The organism is Furfurilactobacillus entadae (assembly GCF_045862745.1).
Taxonomy (GTDB): domain Bacteria; phylum Bacillota; class Bacilli; order Lactobacillales; family Lactobacillaceae; genus Furfurilactobacillus; species Furfurilactobacillus entadae.
Window position 1 is genome coordinate 127,979 of sequence record NZ_BQXN01000003.1, and the last position, 18,377, is coordinate 146,355.

Below are 18,377 nucleotides of genomic sequence, written 5' to 3' on the forward strand. Positions count from 1 at the left end.
CTTTTTGACGCTCACTTAATATACTGGCCGGTCTAACCCCTGGGTATCAGGATCAGCCATCCCTAAACTATCATTCGCCCAAACGTTGGGTCAGCGACGATTCGTAAAACAACATCGGCAACACTCTGCCGGGAACCAGAAACACCAATGTATTGGTCATGCCGGTGCGTGAGAACATACTTCACTTCATCACGATCGTTCAACCACGGTAAGCGCAACGTTGTGTAGGTCACGCCACTATTTTCCAAAAGTTGGTCGGCCTTAATGGCACCAGCCATAGCACCGCCGACCCGTTCGCTGTTCCACCGACCAAATTCACCCGGCACTTCATTGTAAAGCCCAAGTAAACTGGTTGAAATCAGTCGACTAACACCAGCGGCCTTCATTGCGGCCACGACATTCTTAGTGATGGCGTTGTTATCATCATGATCAACAACCCCAATGTAAACCATGTCCTGCCCCGCCATAACAGCGGCAACAGAAGCTGCGTCTTCTAAGTCAACTTCAGCCACGGTCACCCGGTCGTTTGTTGCAAGTTCCGCAAGTCGCTCATGATTTCGAAGCTCAAGTGTTAACTGAACGTCCGCAAACGCGGGTTCCGCTAGAATTCGCTGGATAACGATGCGTGCGACCTGACCATTTGCTGCTAAAACGAGTAATTTCATTAGTTGATGCCCTCCATTAGTCATTTGATAAGGCCACTGTACACCTTAGAGGGCACTCTAAGTCAACACATAACTAACACTTATTCACCCGGTGCTTTCAATGCCATCACCGTTCGTAAACCCTTTTGAACCAACCGTTGAAGCTCACGAGTCTCCGTTTCCGTCAGGCCCGTCACGGCAAACTGATCGGCTTGCAGTGCGAGCGCTTTTAACTGGGCATTGGCGGCCTCCCCTTTTTCCGTGCTGTACAGCCGTGAAATCCGGTGATCGTTGGGATCTTTTTCCATCCGCAACCAACCAGAACTCACCAGATATTTGACGGACTTTGCAATGATGCTTTGCTCCCGGTACACTTCGTTGATCAGTTCTTTTTGTGAGATCCCCGGATGATCATGAACAATCAAAACATAGTCAAAGTTCGTTTCGTTTAATTCAGGAAAGTCCTTGAGCGCCGTCGCCAACCAGTTTTGAATTGTCCGGTTGTACATCGCAATCCATTTCCCGAGTCGTTCCATGTCCTGCATGTTAAGCACCCACCTTTTGACTCTTAACGAGGTAATAACCAGTGACGACTGTCAACAGAAGGATCAACCCTAATGTGACCCACATGGATAGTTGGAAGCCGTGAATGGTGGTGGCCGCCGTAGAAACCACCATCATTAAAATGGTGGCTGTCGCTGATCCGCCGACCTGGCGAAGTGTGTTGTTAAACGCCGTCCCGTAGTTCAATTCCGTGGCCTTCAACCCCACCAATGCTTCTGTAAGTGTAACAGCCATGAAAATCGAAACGCCGAGCATCCGCACAACGTACACGATCATCACAAAAATAATGTTTGACGTTTTCGTCATGAACAAAAACGGTACTGCTGAAACCAGTAAAATGATTAGGCCGCTGATCAGCAACCCACGGGCACCCCGCCCATCATAGATCCGGCCAACAAATGGTGAGGCCACCGCGTTGACAATCGCCCCAGGAAACATCAGTAAACCGGCCACTAAACTGGTCCGACCCATGCCAGTTTCAATATACACCGGCATCAATGTTTCGGTGCCCATTAGCACGGCAAACGCCAGCAGGGCAGCAAGCATCATGGTTGTAAACCGCATGTGTTTAAACAACCGAATGTCTAATAATGGTGTTGTCAACGTTAACTGACGGTGTAAAAAGTCCCCTGTTGCGATCAACCCCACGACAAGCATCACACTCGCAACCGGCACATTTTGCGAAAATTCGGTTAAACTGCTCATGATTAACCCGACTCCAACAATGGAGGTCACAACGGAGCGTAAATCAATGTGCACATTGGGCTCTGCCGGCGATATTTCTGGGACGACCATTAGGGACACCACGAAAATCACTACCATAATTGGCAACACAAGCCAAAAAATCGCGGTCCACGGAAACACACTCATTAAAAGTCCAGACAACGTTGGTCCCAATGCTGGTCCAGCCGCAATCACTAGCGCAACATACCCCATTACGACACCACGTTGATTTGCCGGGTACATTTCCATCATGCTAACCATCACAAACGTCATCAAAATCCCACCAGCAGTGGCCTGGATCAACCGGGCCAGCAAAATGATGCTAAATTGATTTGTCAGTGGCCCTAGCAGCGTTCCAATGATAAAGACCGTAACCATTGCTAGGTACAATTTCCGACTTGAAAACCGGCTCAGCAATGTTGCTGATACCGGCGTCACCAGACCAATTACCAGTACGTAACCAGATGTTAACCACTGCGCACTTTGCAGTGACACATGCAGTGTCTTTGCCATAATCGGTAGCGCGGTCACCATCATGGTCTGATTCAAAAGCACCATAAACCCGGTCAACAGGAATAGTGCAGAAACAAATAATCGTTTTGAGTTACTCATTCAATCTTCTCCTTAATAAATGCAAGTGCATTTATATTACATGCAGTTGCATTTAAAGTCAAACCTTTTCCGTAATCATTGCCACTTGCTTTTGCTGCGCAAACGCGAAACCGCATGCAGGTCCCGTCTCATCTAACAGAAATAGCGCCCCATGGACGAAGTGCTGTCCATGGGGCTACCACTTGTCCATGCGATGCTACTTACTTTTGCTGACGCAAACGCGAAACCGCATGCAGGCCCCGTCTCATCTAACAGAAATAGCGCCCCATGGACGAGGTGCTGTCCATGGGGCGCTATTTCTGTTACCTGAGCAGACCTAACCGCATGCGGTTTCGCTCTACTTTTGTTTATTCACGTTTTCCTTTGTTACCAAGTGGATTGGTGAATCAATGTGTTTTGGTACCGTCTTACCCTCGTAATGCTTATAGGCCGCCTTAATGGCCAGTTCCCCTTCAACCTTTGGTGATTGGGCAATAATTCCTGAAATCTTCCCCTGCTTAACAGCTGTTAAGCCTTGTGGTTCCCCATCAATGGAAACCACGATCAGGTTTGGATTATTGATGGCTTTCACAGCCCCCAACGCCATTTCATCGTTTTGAGAGAAGACCCCCTGAATGGATGAATGGGCCTGAAGGATGTTTTCCATTGTAGATAAGCCCTTCGCCCGGTCAAAGTCAGCGCTTTGCTTAGACACGATCTTAAGCTTGCCCTTAGCAGCGTCATTGAATCCACGCCCACGTTGAATGGCCGCATCGGCACCAGGTGTTCCTTCTAATTCGGCCACTTGCGCACCTGCTGGTAATTTACTCATCATGTAGTCAGCAGCCATCTTTCCGGCCTTCACGTTATCGGAGGCCACGGTCGTTAGTAGCTTCCCACCGTTTGAGCCCCGGTCACAGGCAATCACTGGAATCCCAGCATTATTGGCGTCCTTCACAGCCGGTGCGATCGCGTCAGAATCCACGGGGTTAATGATGATGACATCAACCTTCTTTTGGATCAAATCTTCAACGTCACTAGACTGTTTTGAACTGTCATTTTGTGCGTCGAACACTTCAGTTTTACTACCGTTCTTCTTTGCCACATCGTTGATTCCATCCCGAACGGAGACAAAGAATGGGTTACTCAACGTTGACAGTGAAACCCCAACCTTTAACTGGTTCTTGGACTTTTTGGTGGTTTCCTTGTTACCAAATGAAGGTGGTGTTAACGAAACAGCCTTGCAACCAGTCAGAATTACCGTACATAAGACGAATAATGCCACTAAACTTAAGACATAACGACGATTATGCTTCATGATACTTCCCCCTTTAGGCCTTGGCCTGTTTACGATCTAACAGGACGGCAACCAGAATCACGATCCCCTTAACGATCTGTTGATAGAAACTGGAAATTCCGAGCAAGTTCATCCCGTTATTCAAGACACCGATAATCAAGGCACCAATTAATGTCCCAAACATCTTCCCTTTACCACCGGCTAGACTCGTGCCCCCTAGGACAACGGCGGCAATGGCGTCCATTTCATAGGCAACCCCGGCATCTGGTTGTGCAGACGCTAACCGTGATGTCAAAATCATCCCGGCAGTCGCAGAAAGAAAACCAGCTAAGGTGTAGATCCAGATAATCATTTTATTATTCTTAACCCCAGCAACAAATGCTGCCCGTGGGTTCCCACCCAAAGCGTATGTTTTCCGACCAAACGTTGTCCGGTGAAGTAAAACGTAGGCGAGAATGTAGAACAGAACCATGATGTAAACTGGGAACGGAATTCCAAAGAGATACCCCTGGCCGAAGAATTGGAAGCTAAAGTTGTTGCTCATCTTGGCACCCGTGATTGGGTTCCCCTTGGTGAAGACGTAGGTTGCACCACGGAAAATCGTCTGGGTTGCTAACGTTGCGATAAATGGGGCTGCCTTTCCGTAAGCAATCAGAACCCCGTTTAAAGCCCCAAAGATTCCCCCAGTAACCATCCCGATCAGGAAGGCAAAGAATGGTGGAACGCCCATCAAAACAAGTTGTGCAGTAAAGGCACCGCTCAGTGCCAAAATAGACCCAACGGATAAATCAATCCCACCCGTTAAAATAACAAATTCCATCCCGAAGGCAATTAGGGCATTAATCGAAACTTGGCGTAATAAGTTCAGTAAGTTCAGTGGATCTAAGAATGAAAAGTTTAAAATTGACACTAAAACAACCAAAATAACTAACGCAACCAGCGGGCCTAACTTTGCGTAAAACTCGCCAAAATTGAATTTATGTTTCGTTTCCGTTTGGTTCTCCATTAGTGTTTCCCTCCCGTAGCTAACGTCAAGATACTCTCTTGGGTTGCCGTCTTTGTTGGTACGATGTCCATCAACTGCCCTTCATACACAACGGCAATGTTATCTGAAAAGCCGAGAACTTCGTCAAGATCACTGGAAACCATGATAATGGCCGTGCCGCGATCCGTCAGTTCGTTCATCAAATCGTAAATTTCCCGTTTGGCCCCAACATCGACCCCACGCGTTGGTTCATCCAGGATCAATACCTGTGATCCAGAACCAACCCACTTGGCCAAAACAACCTTCTGCTGATTCCCACCGGATAAACTCCCCGCCTCGGCATCCGCACTGGTTGCTTTAACCGTTAACCGTTTCATCAGCATTTCCACAAAATCACGATCCGCTTTTGTATCGATCAAACCATGTTTGGTAAACCCATCAATACTTGGCAGGTCAATGTTATCTGCAATCGTGTTATCAAGAATCAGACCCTCAGACTTTCGATCTTCCGTCAGAAAACCGATGTTATGACTGATGGCATCACTCGGATTGCTGATGTGCACCGCTTCACCATGAATCATGATCGTGCCCTCATCAAGCTTGTCGATTCCGAAGATGGCCCGCATGATTTCCGTGCGACCTGCACCCATCAACCCTGAAAAGGCTAAAACTTCACCGGCACGAACAGAAAAGCTAATGTCATGAAAGACACCGGCACGAGACAAGTTTTTGACTTCCATCAGCGGTTCACCAAATTTTGGCGTTCTGTCTGGATAAAAGTCACCCATGTCCCGACCAACCATGTCATGCACAATTTGCTGAACGGTCGTGGCCTGTGTTTCATACGTATTAATGGTCAAACCATCCCGCATAACGGTCACACGATCGGCAATTTCAAACAGTTCTTCCATTCGGTGAGAGATATAAATGATCCCAACACCCTGTGCCTTTAGGGAACGCACCACTTCAAACAAACTCTGAATTTCTGTTGCCGTTAAGGCCGCCGTGGGTTCGTCCATGATGATAATTTTAGCGTTTGTCATTAATGACTTCGCAATTTCAATCATCTGTTGTTGACCCACAGACAGATTGCCGATTGGCTGGCTCAGATCGATCTTAATGTTTAGCCGTTCCAATGCCGTTTCGGCAAGCGCTTTCATTTTATCGTTATCAATAAAGCCCCAGCGGGTCTTCAACTCCTTGTTCAAGAACATGTTGTCCAGAACAGGCATCTCCACAAAGTTGTTCATTTCTTGATGGATAAAACTAATTCCGTGTTGTTCCGCCTCTAGCGCATTGTTAAAGTGTGTGGGTTGTCCGTCAACCAGAATGTCACCACCATTGGGCGTTAATAATCCGGTCAGAATATTCATCATCGTTGACTTTCCGGCCCCGTTTTCACCCATTAACGCGTGCACTTCACCGCCCTTGACCGAAAAGTTAACGTCCTTTAAGACGACGTTTTGGCCAAAGGATTTTGAAATGTGCTGCATGTCAATCTCCATGTGTGTTTGCCCCCTTCGCTAGAATGTGACGCCACTCTCCAAAATCACGTTTGAATACGGCGTCATTTCGCCTGTTCGAACAAACGCATGTGTCTTACTTAAATCAGCTTTCATCTGTTCATGTGGGATGAACACAACGTCAACATCAGGTAATAATTGCTTAACCGCGGTGAGTTGTTCAGGATTTTGAACCTTCATCTCCTCCGCTAAATAAATGCGCTGAACCTGTAATTCGCTCACAATGTTTGCTAAAACATCGATGAAACTTGGCAACTGACGGCTTACCGCCAGGTCGATCTTCTCGGTCCCCATCGGAACCGGCATCCCTGCATCGCCCACACCAAGTGTGTCAAAGTGACCCATTTGTGCGATCACCCGGGATAAATCTGAATTGATTACCGTTGTCTTTTTCATCAGAAACGCTAACCTGCCCTTCTCCATAGATTTATGCGTGAAAAATCATAAAGTAAAACGCTTTACAATCTCCCTCCTCTAGTAGGATAGCAATTTTTGAAACCGGTTTCAATAATGATTGAAACAATTTTGTTCGTTTAACTATTAGATTCCGCTAAACGCAATAATCATTAAACAAGTTAAACAGTCTGCCGCTAACTCTTTTCAGCTGGTGAAAACGCGAAACGAGACGCAGGCTTCGACTCATCTAACGCAAAGCAGGCCCTCATGGACAAAAATCGTCTGTCACAACTTTTATTCTGGTGAAAACGCGAAACGAGACGCAGGCTTCGACTCATCTAACGCAAAGCAGGCCCTCATGGACAAAAATCGTCCATGAGGGCCTGCTTTGCGTTAGATGAGGGAGCCTAAACGCGTCTCGTTTCGCTCTCTTATTTGTATTCGGCCTTGATTTCAGCCAACTGTGGAATTGATGGTTGTGCACCCAAGCGTTGCACCGTCAATGATGATGCGTGGTTTGCAAACGTAATTGCTTCTCGCATGTTACTGAAGTCTGTCTTCAGTTGGGAGCTCAAGGCACCCAAGAATGTGTCCCCAGCTGCCGTTGTATCCACAGCCTTAACCTTGAACGCATCCACGAAGCCACTTCCCATTTGGTTTGCGTAGAATGCACCACGTGAACCGACCGTGATGATCAGTTCCTTAACACCCATTTGAGCAAACTTAGCAGCGTTCAAAATCATGGACGTTGTGTCCGTCACTTCGATTCCTGTAATCGTTGCGGCTTCCGTTTCGTTTGGGCACACCATGTCCGTTGCTCTCAGCAAGTCTGCTGGTAACGTTGGAATGGCTGGTGCTGGGTTCAAAATAGTTGTTACACCAACTGACTGCGCATATTCGAACGCGTATGTCGTTGTTTCAATTGGTGTTTCAAATTGTGCAATCAGGAAGTCAGCGTCTTTGATGACATCTTTAGCAGCGTCAACATCAGCCGTTGTTAAGCCTTGGTTTGATCCACCATAGACCAAGATCGAGTTTTGACCGCTTTCTTGCAACAGGATAAATGCCTGACCAGAACCACGGTTTTCATCCGTTGTGACATGCTTCGTGCTGATTCCGTCTGCTTCTAAGGCATCACGTAACACTTCAGCAGCGTCATCGGCCCCAACCTTACCAATGAAGGCTGTGTCAGCACCGGCACGAGCAGCAGCAACCGCTTGGTTAGCACCCTTCCCACCAGGTGCAGAACTCTTATCGTTCATTTCCATGGTTTCACCAGGTAATGGTAACCGTGCAATCCGCAGAATGGAATCCACGTTCAAACTCCCCAAAACAACAACTTTATTAGCCATATTTGTCCCCTTTAACGATTGAATAATGAATGTGTTTAAATTCGTCTAGAACCAATTTACCATAAAATCAGATAATCGGTTTAACTTTTTAATGTTCAGCGACTGTTTCTGGATGTGCCACCTCGTAACGGTGTTCAAAGAAGAAGTACCCCGTTACGATTACAAAACAAATCACTGGAACGATGAATGAAAATTGCATCGTAGTCAAATCTGAAACGGCCCCTTGTAACAGTGGCATAACGGCACCACCAATAATGGCCATAACCAACACGGCACCAGCTGTTTCCGTGTACTTCTTTTCTGTCACAGTGTCCAACGTGTGGGCATAAATTGTTGGCCATTCTGGCCCGAAGAAGAAACTTGCAAGGATGGCGGTGTAAACGGCCGTCATGTTTGGAATCAAGAACGTTGCCAATAATGAAATTGTCCCCAACAGTGAGTAGATCGTCAGGACACGCGTGATTGAGAACCGGTTCATCAACCAGTTGGCAACCACTTTTCCAAAGAACCACATTGCATAACTGAAAATCATGAACGTTGATGCGGCAGAATCACTAATGGAGTGGTTCAAGTTCAGTGCCAACCGAATGGTAAATGACCAAACCGTCGTCTGCATCCCCACGTAGAAGAACTGGGCCATAACCCCGCGTTGGTAGCGCCGGTTGTGGGCAAGGTACTTCAGTGTTTCACCAAGTGTCACCATTTCTTCCGCAGCCTTAGCGTCCGCTTCATCCGTCACTTCGGCAGCTGGTGCCGTTGTGGCCTTTGCACTTGGCATCTTGGTAAACGCAATGATAACAAAGATGATCAACAATACACCAAGAATGTACTTGTATGGTTGCAACGTTAATTGCAACATCTTTTCACCATAAGCTTGGCGAGCAGCTGGTGCCATATGGGCCATCTTATCCGATAAGTTACCGCCGTTCCCAAAGATCAGGTACTTTCCTAAAACGATCCCCAGCATGTCACCAAGTGGGACCAACGTTTGTGAAAAGTTTAACCGCGCGTTGGCCGTCTTCTTCGGTCCGAGCATTGACGAATACGTGTCACACGCTGTTTCCAAGAAACTTAACCCGATCGCAATCGCAAAAATGGCAACTAAGAACATGCTGTATGTCGCCATGTGAGACGCTGGGAAGAACATTCCACACCCAACGATGTAGGCCAATAATCCCGTCATAATGGCAAACTTGTATGAATTCTTTTTAATGACAAGTGACGCTGGGATGGCAATCAAAAAGTAACCACCGTAAAAGGCACTTTGAACAAAGGCCGTGGCTAAATCGTTCAATTGGAACACCGTTTTAAACTGGGTGATCAAAATATCATTTAAACTGGCTGCTGCACCCCACAGCGGAAAAATCAGTGAAACCAATAAAAATGTGAAAATCGGTGTCTTAGATAGGTAGCCGTCCGATAACTGCTCGACGGGATTGCGTTTCGCTGTCTGTTCCATGATAAACTCCTGTATTCTCTCTTAATGTCAATGATAATAATGGCTAGAACGTAACGCCGCTTTCCAAAATAATGTTGGAATAGGCGGTCATTTCACCCGTCCGAACAAATGCATGGGTCTTCTTTAGATCCTGCTTTAACTCACTGTGTGGCACAAACGTAATTGGCATGTCGGGCATTAATGCCTTAATGGCGGTCAATTGCTCAGGGTTAACCGTTTTAATTTCTTCGGCTAAGTAAATGTGCTGCACTTCCATCTCGGTCAAAATGTTTTTCAACACGTCAATGAAACTTGGTAATTGCTTTGTGACGGCGAGATCAATCTTTTCCGTTCCCATTGGTACCGGCATCCCGGCGTCACCGATGGCTAACCAGTCCATGTGGCCCATATTGGCAATCACACGGGATAAATCTGAATTGATCATTGCTGTTTTCTTCATGTTTGTCCTGTCCCCTTTGTCGGCATTGTTTTTGTTTAGTAAAACGTTTTACGGTCATTAAGGAACGCCATGCACCATTGTCATGGTCATGACGTTTCCGTGTTCATCAATATTAGTAAAACGTTTTATTAAATAACCAATGTGAAAAAGATATCACAGTTTGGAAAGGCTTACAAGGGGTTTACAGAATTTCTTTCAACTAAATTGACGTCGACAATTTTCATTTGTGCCTCAATTTCTGGTTCACGTAAACGACGCATAATCATTTGACTGGCCCACACACCCATCTCGTAAACGGGCTGGTGAATGGTCGTTAACCGCGGTGTCATGTAGTCATCAAGGTCAATATCGTCATATCCAATGATGGATACGTCCTCTGGGACTTTGATCCCCTTTTCATTAAGTCCCCGAATGAGGCCAACCGCCAACTCATCGTTTGCACTGAAAACGGCTGTTGCGCCTGACGCAATCACTGCGTCAGCGACATCTTCACCGCCTTGCTTTGATAGCTCCGTTTCAAACACCAGGTTCTCATCAAATGCGATGTGGTGCCGCACAAGTGCACTTCGGTAACCAGCGAGCCGCATCTGCACATTTTGCGACGGACCTGTTGGCAAAACCATCGCGATTCGTTCATGGTGAGCGGCTAGTAAATGGTTCACGGCCAGTTCGCCCCCACGTTCGTCGTCGACGATGATGCGATCCCCTTCATTTTGGGGATCATTTTGATCAAACAGCAAGTACGGAATGTGGTTTGGTTTTAACAGTTCATTTAAATCGTCATTACTGATCGCCGAGCTGGCGATGATTGCGCCGTCGACGCCCCGTTCAACCAGGGTTCGTAGATAATACTGTTCAAGCTTTTTGTCACGGTCAGCGCTCAAAATAATCGGCACACACTCGTGCTCATACATCGCATCCTGAATGCCCCGAAGAAACATACTAAAGAATGGATTCACAAGGTTGGGGACAATGATCCCGACCGTTTGCATGGAATGATTGATCAGATTACGGGCGTTGAAGTTCGGAACGTAGCCCAGTTGATCACGCAGTTGAAAGACCTTGGCCCTCGTGGTTTCCGGAAACCGGTCACCCTTGCCGTTTAGAATTTGCGATACTGTCGTAATGGATAAATCTGCCGCCTTGGCGACATCCTTAATGGTTACACGTTTTGCCATGAGCCTCTCCAAAATTAATGTTATGTAAGCGATTTACTTCCCTTTTATGATAGCATACATCTTTCATGAAGCCGTTAGAAAGCTGAGTTGAAACAAAAAAAGAATCAGGTGATTTCCCTGACTCCCTCCTAATTGGAAAACTTCTTACATTAATCAAGTTATTTCGGCAAAACAAAAACGACTGCCCGCCCAAATTTTTGAGAAAGCAGTCATTTCATCATCAAAACTAGCCTAACCAACATGGTCCGTCATTGACGCAAAGTGGCGCTTTTTGGGAACCAGATACCGCCCCCGCTCATGCAGGTAGCCACGCACATCCGCCGCCAATTCCACACGATCTAACTTTAACGTATCCCCGTAACCGGTCATGAGAAAATCCTCGACTGCCGCCGTCATCAGGGCCTCAATGGCATGCCCATAAAAGTCACGGGGCGCGGATAGTTCATGGCGGGGATGAACCGTCAATAATTCGGCCAGCCGGTTAGGCAACTTAGGACACCGCCGGTTAAACCCGGACTGGTCAACCACCGCCTGTAAATAGTCGCACTGTAACTGTGTCATTGTTGCCGCTTCAACCAATCGTTGACGAAGAAAGCAGTGACTCGTGGGCATGACGACCTTTAACTCGTTTCGAAAGACAAGCACCGCTGCCGTTTCGTATGCCTGAAGGTCCGTCAATTGCGCAAAACCAACCCAGCCAGCATGACTTGTCGTTGGTCCAGCAGTGGGAACAAATCCTGCCGATCCTTGAACGTACGGCACATAATGCTGCTGACCCAAGAATTGGTGCGAAATGGTCATTTGTTGAAACGTTAACCATTGGTGCTCACGCAACCCGCGCAGTAGTGTCGCTGGTGTTTTCCGCGTTAATAATAGACCAAGGTGGCGATCAATCACCAACGTGAAGCGCTGCTTGCCCACTGTCACTGGCAAAAGTAACAGTGTTTCGGTTAGTCGCAGTTCGTAGGAATGGTTGATCCGCTGTTCCGTTAACAATCGGTCCGCTAGTGCTGAATTTCGTAAATCCACCGTTCGATCATTGAGCCAGTGACTAGAAAAATCGACGATTACCATTTGTTAGGTCATTGGACAAGGGACAACGTTAGGATCAGGCCATTAGTTTCGCTTAGTCATTCAGTGTTATACGTGATTTTGACGTCGCCGTGACCAGTACCTGACTCAGACTGCCGTACACAACGGCGGTAATTAACGTCGCCACCCCGGTTGCACCAACCGTCTCCGTAATCATGGTTGCCTGTTGCAACCCAAAGTAAGCGGCGATCCCAATGGCCCAGCTGAGGTAGGCAATCCAGTTCACCCGTGGTGCTTGGTCAAAATCATGATTCGTGTACGCGCCCCGGTGACCGATAAAGTAATCAACCAGTAAGATGGCAATTTCTGGTCCAAGGATCATCCCAACGTAGTCTAAAAATACCGTGAAAACGGCTAAGAAACTGCTGGACCATAGCGGAATTAGCGTCATGAGCGTCGCTAGCACCGTGACGATCCACAGTGCTGGTGTGAGCCGTAACCGTTTAAACATGTTCGTTAATGCGGATCCAGCAGCCATGAGGTTCACCGCGTTTGCTGTGGTACTGGTCAAAATGATGACAACCATGGCTAAGATTCCAAGACCCAACCGTGATGCCACCGTACTCGGATCGGACGCATTCGGATCAAACGTATTTAACGTCACCGCTGCCCCAATTGTCGCAATAACCCCAACAAAGGCGAACCACATTAGCCCCACGGTGCCACCAATAAACGGTGCAACGGTTCCGGCGGCCTTATTTTTCGCAAACTTCGTGAAATCTGCTCCGGCAGTCACCCATGCCAAGTTGAAGGCGGCTAACGTATCAACGGCTGTTCCCATGGGCAACCGAAACTTAACGGGTACACGCCATTTCGCCAATTGGTGCAAGGAGACACTCTGGAACACCGCCCATGTTTCCCATAAGACCAATAAGATCACGAGAACGATGCCGACCCGTTCAATGATGCGGACGGAGCGCTGGCCAAGGGAAATACTAATTAAGTGCAAAACGGACATTAATAAAATGCCGAAAATAATGCCCTTGAGACCGCCACGGTGACCAAAGACCGGCCAGCCTAATAAATCTTGCAATAAATAACTGATCGAACTGGCCGCAATGAAGGTGTTTACTGCTGCCCAGCCCATAAATTGAATGACATTGACCAGGGACGGTCCAAAGCTCCCCCACCGTCCAAACGAAACCTGGGTCAACGTCATCGTTGATTTCCGCGTTTGGAACCCCATGTACCCAACGAGTGCCAGTAAAATGTAAGCTAATGGCCCCGTAATGGCTAAGACTTTCATCGCGCCGCCCAGTCCCAAAGCAGCGAGCACACCACCAATGTACCAGGTCCCGTTATTGGCATTGGCACCAATCCACGTTGCTGTTTGGTCCCAAAAGCTCATGTTATGTTCTTCCATTCCGTCGTCCTCCGTGTCTGTTCAGTCAAAAAAAGCGCCACCAACAGAAAAACTGTCAGTTGCGCAATGTTTTAACAAGATTAGTTGAAAATGACTGAAACGACACGCCACCCGTCACGTAAGCTAGCTTTGTTGCCGTACTTTGCCCACTTCTTAGTTGCATGTTGATTCCTCCAAAAAGGTCCGCTCACTGTCGGACAGTTATTTTCTTAGGAATTAGTGTAGCAGGGAATGGCTTCGACGACAAGCGTCCCTTTGTCTTTTTTAAGCGTGCAAGCCACGAACTAAAAATTCCGTGCACTCTGAAACGGTCGCCGCAACATCTAATTCAGCCAGCTGATTGGTGACAAGCAACGGCGCAGCATAGCTAATGGCAGCCCCAAAGATGTAGCGAATGATCCGCACATCTGACCAATCGACCAGTTCACCCCGCCTTCTTAGCGATTGAAAAATCGGTGCAAGTCGTTTTTGCACCATCGGCAAGGCATTGGTCGTTATGCTGTTGACCAAATCTGCTCGAACAAACGCTTGTTGAACAAAGATTTTAATCGTCGGCGCATTGACAACAAAATAATTTAAGCGATCCGTTAAAAAGTAGTGGATAAAGTCGGCCAACGTTTCAAACGTTTCTGCCCCCACCTCATCGGAAAATTCCTTCGCCATTTGCGGCACCACAACGTTCGCAAATGGTTTTAAAATAACGTCCAAAATCATGGCTTTCGTTTTAAAGTGTTTATACACAGTCCCCTCTGCCACGCCCGCCAACTGGGCAATGTCACTAGTTGAGGTCGCGTCAAACCCCTTCTCTGAAAAGAGCTGCATGCTTGCCATCAAGACTGCCTTTTGTTTGGCGCTTAGCTTTTCGTTATCCAAGCTTTGACTTAACAGTGTTTGTGGATCATTTAATGTCATTTTGAACTCCTCTCACTAAACCTTCCGGTAACGCCGAAGTCCCACTACATTCAGATAGCCTAACACAATGGTAAAGATGATTAAGACTGCGACATCTCCCCACAGATTAATTAAATTCTCGCCGTGGAAAATGATGCCTTCTTGCGCATCCGCTGCATACCGTAACGGGAGAACGTAAGAAATTGCATCAAGCCATTTTGGTAGTGAATCTAACGGCACTAAGCCCGACAAAAAGATCTGGGGCACCACGACAATTGGAATAAACTGAATCATCTGGAATTCAGAACTTGCCAGTGTCGATAGCAAAATTCCGGCTGCCAGTGCAACAAACGCGACCAACATATTAATAATGATTAAGTTAATAATATTACCGACAATTTCAATTTTTAGCAACCACACCGTGACCAACACGATGATGATGGTCTGAAAGAATGCCAAGATTCCGTAACTTCCCAGGTACCCCAAAACGATTTCCGTTCGTTTGACCGGGGTGGATAACACCCGGTCCAGTGTGCCGGTGGTTCGCTCCTTCAACAAGCCCATGCCTGAGACCAGGAACACAAATAAAAAGACAAAGAACGCCATCAAAATCGGCATCAACTTATTAAAAAAGTTGGTATCTGCATTCCCATATGCGTAATGGTTGTGAATGGTGACAGCACCGTTTGTGGGAATTGCCGGTTGTGCCGCTTGTTGGCCAGTCGCAACGCCACCAGATCGGGCCATGAGTTGCTGGTTTGCTTTCGCTAAGGTCGTCACCGTTGTCGCTAACTTTGTGATGGTCGTTTTGGTGATGCTACTTTGCAACCCCATCTTCGTGGCCGCAGTCTTCCCTGAATCCGTATTTGCATACGTGACATCAAATCGATCGTCCTTTTGTTTAATGAAGGCATCAACGTGTTGCTTGGTCAGTGCGTGGCGTGCTGCCGTTTCTGAATCATAATGCTTGACGCTGACGTGGTTAACATCCTTTAATTCCCGCGTAATGGTCGTGTTGACGTTGACCACACCGATCGTTACGTTTGTATCGGAGTTCGTGTTAAACACAACACTCATTAACCACATGACAAGGATTGGGGCCAAAAAGACCAGCGCCAGTGTCCGCTTGTCCCGCACCAGTTCCGTTAAAATTCGTTTGATGATTTGACTAACCCGCATGATGGTCACCCTCTGCTTTCAAAAAGACTTCTTCAATGGTCGTTACGTCGTACTGCGTCTTTAACGTTGCTGGTTTATCAAACGCCACCACGTGTCCATCCAGCAGGAGGGCCACCCGATCGACCTTCTCCGCCTCGTCCATAACGTGCGTCGTAATGAGCACGCTGGCACCGGCTGCCGTTACCCGGCGAAGTTCTTCCCAAATTTGAATCCGCAACGCCGGATCGATCCCCACCGTTGGCTCATCCAACACCAGTAGTTCCGGTTGACCAAGGAGCGCAATTGCCAGTGATAACCGCCGCATCATCCCACCAGAATAGCCAGAGACAGCTTTTCCTAAGGCGTCCTTGAGGTCAACAACCGCTGCCACCCGGTCAATTTCCGTTGTTCGTTCGGGTTGTTTTAGCCCCTTCATTGCAGCGAAGAAAGCTAAGTTCTCCCGACCAGACAATGTCTCGTACAGTGCATCCGATTGAGCCATGTAACCAATTCTGGCCAGTAATTCCCGATTCGGCATCTGCTGGCCAAAAACGGCTGCCGTTCCGTCATCGACAACTTCCATCCCTAACGTGGTCTTAATGACCGTTGATTTCCCAGCACCAGATGGGCCAATCAAACCAACGATTTCGCCAGGTTGAACATCCATGTCGATTCCTTTTAACACTTGTTGTTTGCCAAACTGCTTCTTGACGCCCTTTAGTAAGATTACGTCCGTCATTTAAATCATCTCCAAAAAGTGAGTGAGCATTCATTTCCTTTACGAACTTAGCTTACCAGTTTATTTTTTTCTGTCAACACAAATGAATAAATTCATTTAATCATCGTGTGCTTTCAGTGAAGAAATGCGTCTCTACAACGCAAAAAGGCGCCTTCCGTAGTGACAGAAAGCGCCTGATTAATATGCTTTTAGCGATTACAGCTCGCCGGTTAAGAATTGTGCTTCCCCTTTACCAAAGCTCCAATCATCATCGTTATTTGGCGATAGACTCACCATCACATCTTCGGGCCGGATTCCTAACTCTTGGTGCAAACGGTCCACCAATGTTTTGTAGAACGCTTGCTTTGCCTTTGTTGCCCGTGGCCGGGTGGTCAAGTGAAAGACCACAACGTCCTTGGTTCGACTAAAGCCCAACCCCGTATCTAAAATCTGCATTTCAAACGGTTCATGTTGTGTTAATAGCTGATAACGATCACCAACTGGCGTGTTTAATGTTTTTAATTGAACCTCATACGCAATCGTCAGTAACCGTTCCAAATAGGCCTCATCGTGACCCTTGATCACATCAATTCTCATTAATGGCATTATTTTTCCTCCTAAATTAATTCAATTGTGATTGAATGTAACGAAATTCTTGTGTTTGACCACCAAAGCCCCACGAATTTCCGTTAACGTCTTGCATAACAACGTAGCTTGCCTCGTTCAAATCGCCAAGAATGGTGGTCATTCTTGAATAAACTTCGGTCAGAAACTGCGCCTTTTGCTCCCGTGTATTGGTGCCCTCGGTTAGCTTAATTTCCAAGGAAAAAGTCGGTTTATCTGTGTCGGCAACGGCCTGCCCGCCAATGTACCAGTGGGCCGCCGGGGCAAACGCCAGGTCAATCGCCACAACGGGACGCGCCTTTTTCAAAACGGTTACCGTTAGATCTGTCAACATTTTTGCAATTTCATCCGCTTGTCCTTGGTGTTGTTCACCAACGACCCGAACCCTTAAATAAGGCATTCAACGACCTCCTTACCTTTGATAATTAGAATTATACCCAGCTAAATGATTGAGCGATATTACCAAAATGTGGTAGGGTTATCGAAAATATCGATTACACGGAGGCCCGCCATGTTTCACGACTTAGAGATTCTTGAACACCTATACGCCACCAGGTCGATCAACAAGACAGCACAAGCGCTTGGTTACGCCCAGTCAAGCATCAGTGCGATTCTCAAAAAGGTTGAAACTGACTTTAACTTCACGTTATTCAACCGGACCCATGCAGGGTTGATCCCAACACGCGCCGGTGAAATTTTCTACGAATACATGCTGGAGGTGTTGTCCGCGACGAAAACAACACGAGCAACACTACAACAATTGCAGGTAAAGCCCAAGGTTTTACTTTCAACGTTTTTATTTAATTTCCTGCTTCGAAACGGTGAACTTCCCGCTGTGAGCGACACAACCTTTGACATTAAGTCATCTACGTTTATTAGTAAAAGTCATGATTCAAGTTACAACACGGTCATCACGTACGTTAACGCCTATCAAAATTCTAATTATACACAAGTAAAGGCCGGGATCATGGCCAGTTTCTTTGCCGTCAACAAAACGGCGGCGCCCAATTTCAGCTCGCTCCCCTACCTTGTCAACAGTGACCACGTCTGTCCGTTTACTAAGGAAACCTACCGCAAGGTTCCTAGCAACATCGTTGAAATCGATTCCTGGGATAGCATCATCAACCTTGTTGCACAGGGCAAAGGGATCGCGCTGTTGCCAAATTACATTAACAATGACCATCATTTTGATCGGTTACCAGGCACACCAGAACTTCAGGTTCAGTACCAGTGGCTAGAGAAAAAAAGTTAGTAAAGGCACCATTCCGCCTTGACGTTTACCCAAAAAGTTGGAACTAAATAGTTTTGTTAATTAGGCAGTTAATTGCCGCTCGAAATCGAGTGGTGATTGACCGCATAATTTTATTTGAATTCGCTTTT

The 18,377-nt window shown here is 47.0% G+C and carries 18 protein-coding genes and 1 pseudogene; 1 reads left to right on the forward strand and 18 read right to left on the reverse strand.

The window, feature by feature from the left end:
• Window positions 1–15: 15 nt before the first annotated feature.
• From ACKTR5_RS02580 to ACKTR5_RS02665, 18 genes and pseudogenes are all read right to left on the reverse strand, one after another.
• Window positions 16–665 (reverse strand): annotated as a pseudogene (locus tag ACKTR5_RS02580) (NAD(P)H-binding protein).
• Window positions 666–745: 80 nt separating this feature from the next.
• Window positions 746–1,189, reverse strand: coding sequence for a MarR family winged helix-turn-helix transcriptional regulator (locus ACKTR5_RS02585; RefSeq protein WP_407878923.1), 444 nt, complete (start codon window positions 1,187–1,189; stop codon window positions 746–748).
• A gap of 1 nt (window position 1,190) precedes the next feature.
• Window positions 1,191–2,543: an MFS transporter gene (locus ACKTR5_RS02590; protein ID WP_407878925.1), complete on the reverse strand. Its 1,353-nt coding sequence runs from the start codon at window positions 2,541–2,543 to the stop codon at window positions 1,191–1,193.
• Window positions 2,544–2,880: 337 nt separating this feature from the next.
• Window positions 2,881–3,840 (reverse strand): substrate-binding domain-containing protein, encoded by a 960-nt coding sequence (locus tag ACKTR5_RS02595; RefSeq protein ID WP_407878927.1) that lies wholly within the window; start codon window positions 3,838–3,840, stop codon window positions 2,881–2,883.
• 13 nt (window positions 3,841–3,853) lie between these two features.
• Complete coding sequence (locus ACKTR5_RS02600) at window positions 3,854–4,825, reverse strand: ABC transporter permease (RefSeq protein WP_407878928.1); 972 nt, start codon at window positions 4,823–4,825, stop codon at window positions 3,854–3,856.
• Window positions 4,825–6,309 carry a sugar ABC transporter ATP-binding protein gene (locus tag ACKTR5_RS02605; protein ID WP_407878929.1) on the reverse strand — a complete coding sequence of 495 codons (1,485 nt, stop codon included), beginning with the start codon at window positions 6,307–6,309 and terminating at the stop codon, window positions 4,825–4,827. The genes ACKTR5_RS02600 and ACKTR5_RS02605 overlap by 1 nt, the downstream gene beginning before the upstream one ends.
• Before the next feature lie 18 nt (window positions 6,310–6,327).
• Window positions 6,328–6,723: a D-ribose pyranase gene (gene rbsD, locus ACKTR5_RS02610; RefSeq protein ID WP_407878930.1), complete on the reverse strand. Its 396-nt coding sequence runs from the start codon at window positions 6,721–6,723 to the stop codon at window positions 6,328–6,330.
• A gap of 431 nt (window positions 6,724–7,154) precedes the next feature.
• Window positions 7,155–8,075 carry a ribokinase gene (rbsK, locus tag ACKTR5_RS02615; protein WP_407878931.1) on the reverse strand — a complete coding sequence of 307 codons (921 nt, stop codon included), beginning with the start codon at window positions 8,073–8,075 and terminating at the stop codon, window positions 7,155–7,157.
• Between the two features lie 88 nt (window positions 8,076–8,163).
• The gene (gene fucP, locus ACKTR5_RS02620; RefSeq protein ID WP_407878932.1) at window positions 8,164–9,534 is read right to left on the reverse strand and encodes an L-fucose:H+ symporter permease; all 1,371 of its coding nucleotides are present in this window, start codon (window positions 9,532–9,534) and stop codon (window positions 8,164–8,166) included.
• Window positions 9,535–9,577: 43 nt separating this feature from the next.
• On the reverse strand, window positions 9,578–9,973 hold the full coding sequence (gene rbsD, locus ACKTR5_RS02625) for a D-ribose pyranase (protein ID WP_407878934.1): 396 nt from the start codon (window positions 9,971–9,973) through the stop codon (window positions 9,578–9,580).
• A 170-nt stretch (window positions 9,974–10,143) separates the two neighbouring features.
• Complete coding sequence (gene rbsR / locus ACKTR5_RS02630; protein ID WP_407878935.1) at window positions 10,144–11,151, reverse strand: ribose utilization transcriptional repressor RbsR; 1,008 nt, start codon at window positions 11,149–11,151, stop codon at window positions 10,144–10,146.
• A 231-nt stretch (window positions 11,152–11,382) separates the two neighbouring features.
• Window positions 11,383–12,225, reverse strand: coding sequence for a hypothetical protein (locus ACKTR5_RS02635; RefSeq protein WP_407878936.1), 843 nt, complete (start codon window positions 12,223–12,225; stop codon window positions 11,383–11,385).
• Window positions 12,226–12,277: 52 nt separating this feature from the next.
• Window positions 12,278–13,606, reverse strand: a complete 1,329-nt coding sequence (locus tag ACKTR5_RS02640) for a cytosine permease (RefSeq protein WP_407878937.1) — start codon at window positions 13,604–13,606, stop codon at window positions 12,278–12,280.
• A gap of 264 nt (window positions 13,607–13,870) precedes the next feature.
• Window positions 13,871–14,518, reverse strand: a complete 648-nt coding sequence (locus ACKTR5_RS02645) for a TetR/AcrR family transcriptional regulator (protein ID WP_407878938.1) — start codon at window positions 14,516–14,518, stop codon at window positions 13,871–13,873.
• A gap of 15 nt (window positions 14,519–14,533) precedes the next feature.
• Entirely contained in the window at window positions 14,534–15,676 is a 1,143-nt protein-coding gene (locus ACKTR5_RS02650) for an ABC transporter permease (RefSeq protein WP_407878939.1), read from the reverse strand.
• Window positions 15,666–16,394, reverse strand: a complete 729-nt coding sequence (locus tag ACKTR5_RS02655; protein WP_407878940.1) for an ABC transporter ATP-binding protein — start codon at window positions 16,392–16,394, stop codon at window positions 15,666–15,668. Before ACKTR5_RS02655 ends, ACKTR5_RS02650 begins: the two co-directional genes overlap by 11 nt.
• A gap of 195 nt (window positions 16,395–16,589) precedes the next feature.
• Window positions 16,590–16,979 (reverse strand): tautomerase family protein, encoded by a 390-nt coding sequence (locus ACKTR5_RS02660; protein WP_407878941.1) that lies wholly within the window; start codon window positions 16,977–16,979, stop codon window positions 16,590–16,592.
• 16 nt (window positions 16,980–16,995) lie between these two features.
• Window positions 16,996–17,397: a tautomerase family protein gene (locus tag ACKTR5_RS02665; protein ID WP_407878942.1), complete on the reverse strand. Its 402-nt coding sequence runs from the start codon at window positions 17,395–17,397 to the stop codon at window positions 16,996–16,998.
• Between the two features lie 111 nt (window positions 17,398–17,508).
• On the opposite strand from ACKTR5_RS02665, the gene ACKTR5_RS02670 reads away from it, so the two are divergent.
• Entirely contained in the window at window positions 17,509–18,249 is a 741-nt protein-coding gene (locus ACKTR5_RS02670; protein ID WP_407878943.1) for a LysR family transcriptional regulator, read from the forward strand.
• The last annotated feature ends 128 nt before the right edge of the window (window positions 18,250–18,377 follow it).

What these genes read in the sequence shown, in the direction of transcription:
- ACKTR5_RS02650 (WP_407878939.1), bottom strand. Translation starts at nt 15,676, where the DNA reads ATGCGGGTTAGTCAAATCATCAAACGAATTTTAACGGAACTGGTGCGG.
- ACKTR5_RS02670 (WP_407878943.1), top strand. Translation starts at nt 17,509, where the DNA reads ATGTTTCACGACTTAGAGATTCTTGAACACCTATACGCCACCAGGTCG.
- ACKTR5_RS02655 (WP_407878940.1), bottom strand. Translation starts at nt 16,394, where the DNA reads ATGACGGACGTAATCTTACTAAAGGGCGTCAAGAAGCAGTTTGGCAAA.
- ACKTR5_RS02645 (WP_407878938.1), bottom strand. Translation starts at nt 14,518, where the DNA reads ATGACATTAAATGATCCACAAACACTGTTAAGTCAAAGCTTGGATAAC.
- ACKTR5_RS02600 (WP_407878928.1), bottom strand. Translation starts at nt 4,825, where the DNA reads ATGGAGAACCAAACGGAAACGAAACATAAATTCAATTTTGGCGAGTTT.
- ACKTR5_RS02635 (WP_407878936.1), bottom strand. Translation starts at nt 12,225, where the DNA reads ATGGTAATCGTCGATTTTTCTAGTCACTGGCTCAATGATCGAACGGTG.
- fucP (WP_407878932.1), bottom strand. Translation starts at nt 9,534, where the DNA reads ATGGAACAGACAGCGAAACGCAATCCCGTCGAGCAGTTATCGGACGGC.
- ACKTR5_RS02640 (WP_407878937.1), bottom strand. Translation starts at nt 13,606, where the DNA reads ATGGAAGAACATAACATGAGCTTTTGGGACCAAACAGCAACGTGGATT.
- rbsD (WP_407878930.1), bottom strand. Translation starts at nt 6,723, where the DNA reads ATGAAAAAGACAACGGTAATCAATTCAGATTTATCCCGGGTGATCGCA.
- ACKTR5_RS02595 (WP_407878927.1), bottom strand. Translation starts at nt 3,840, where the DNA reads ATGAAGCATAATCGTCGTTATGTCTTAAGTTTAGTGGCATTATTCGTC.
- ACKTR5_RS02605 (WP_407878929.1), bottom strand. Translation starts at nt 6,309, where the DNA reads ATGGAGATTGACATGCAGCACATTTCAAAATCCTTTGGCCAAAACGTC.
- ACKTR5_RS02660 (WP_407878941.1), bottom strand. Translation starts at nt 16,979, where the DNA reads ATGCCATTAATGAGAATTGATGTGATCAAGGGTCACGATGAGGCCTAT.
- rbsK (WP_407878931.1), bottom strand. Translation starts at nt 8,075, where the DNA reads ATGGCTAATAAAGTTGTTGTTTTGGGGAGTTTGAACGTGGATTCCATT.
- rbsD (WP_407878934.1), bottom strand. Translation starts at nt 9,973, where the DNA reads ATGAAGAAAACAGCAATGATCAATTCAGATTTATCCCGTGTGATTGCC.
- ACKTR5_RS02665 (WP_407878942.1), bottom strand. Translation starts at nt 17,397, where the DNA reads ATGCCTTATTTAAGGGTTCGGGTCGTTGGTGAACAACACCAAGGACAA.
- ACKTR5_RS02590 (WP_407878925.1), bottom strand. Translation starts at nt 2,543, where the DNA reads ATGAGTAACTCAAAACGATTATTTGTTTCTGCACTATTCCTGTTGACC.
- rbsR (WP_407878935.1), bottom strand. Translation starts at nt 11,151, where the DNA reads ATGGCAAAACGTGTAACCATTAAGGATGTCGCCAAGGCGGCAGATTTA.
- ACKTR5_RS02585 (WP_407878923.1), bottom strand. Translation starts at nt 1,189, where the DNA reads ATGCAGGACATGGAACGACTCGGGAAATGGATTGCGATGTACAACCGG.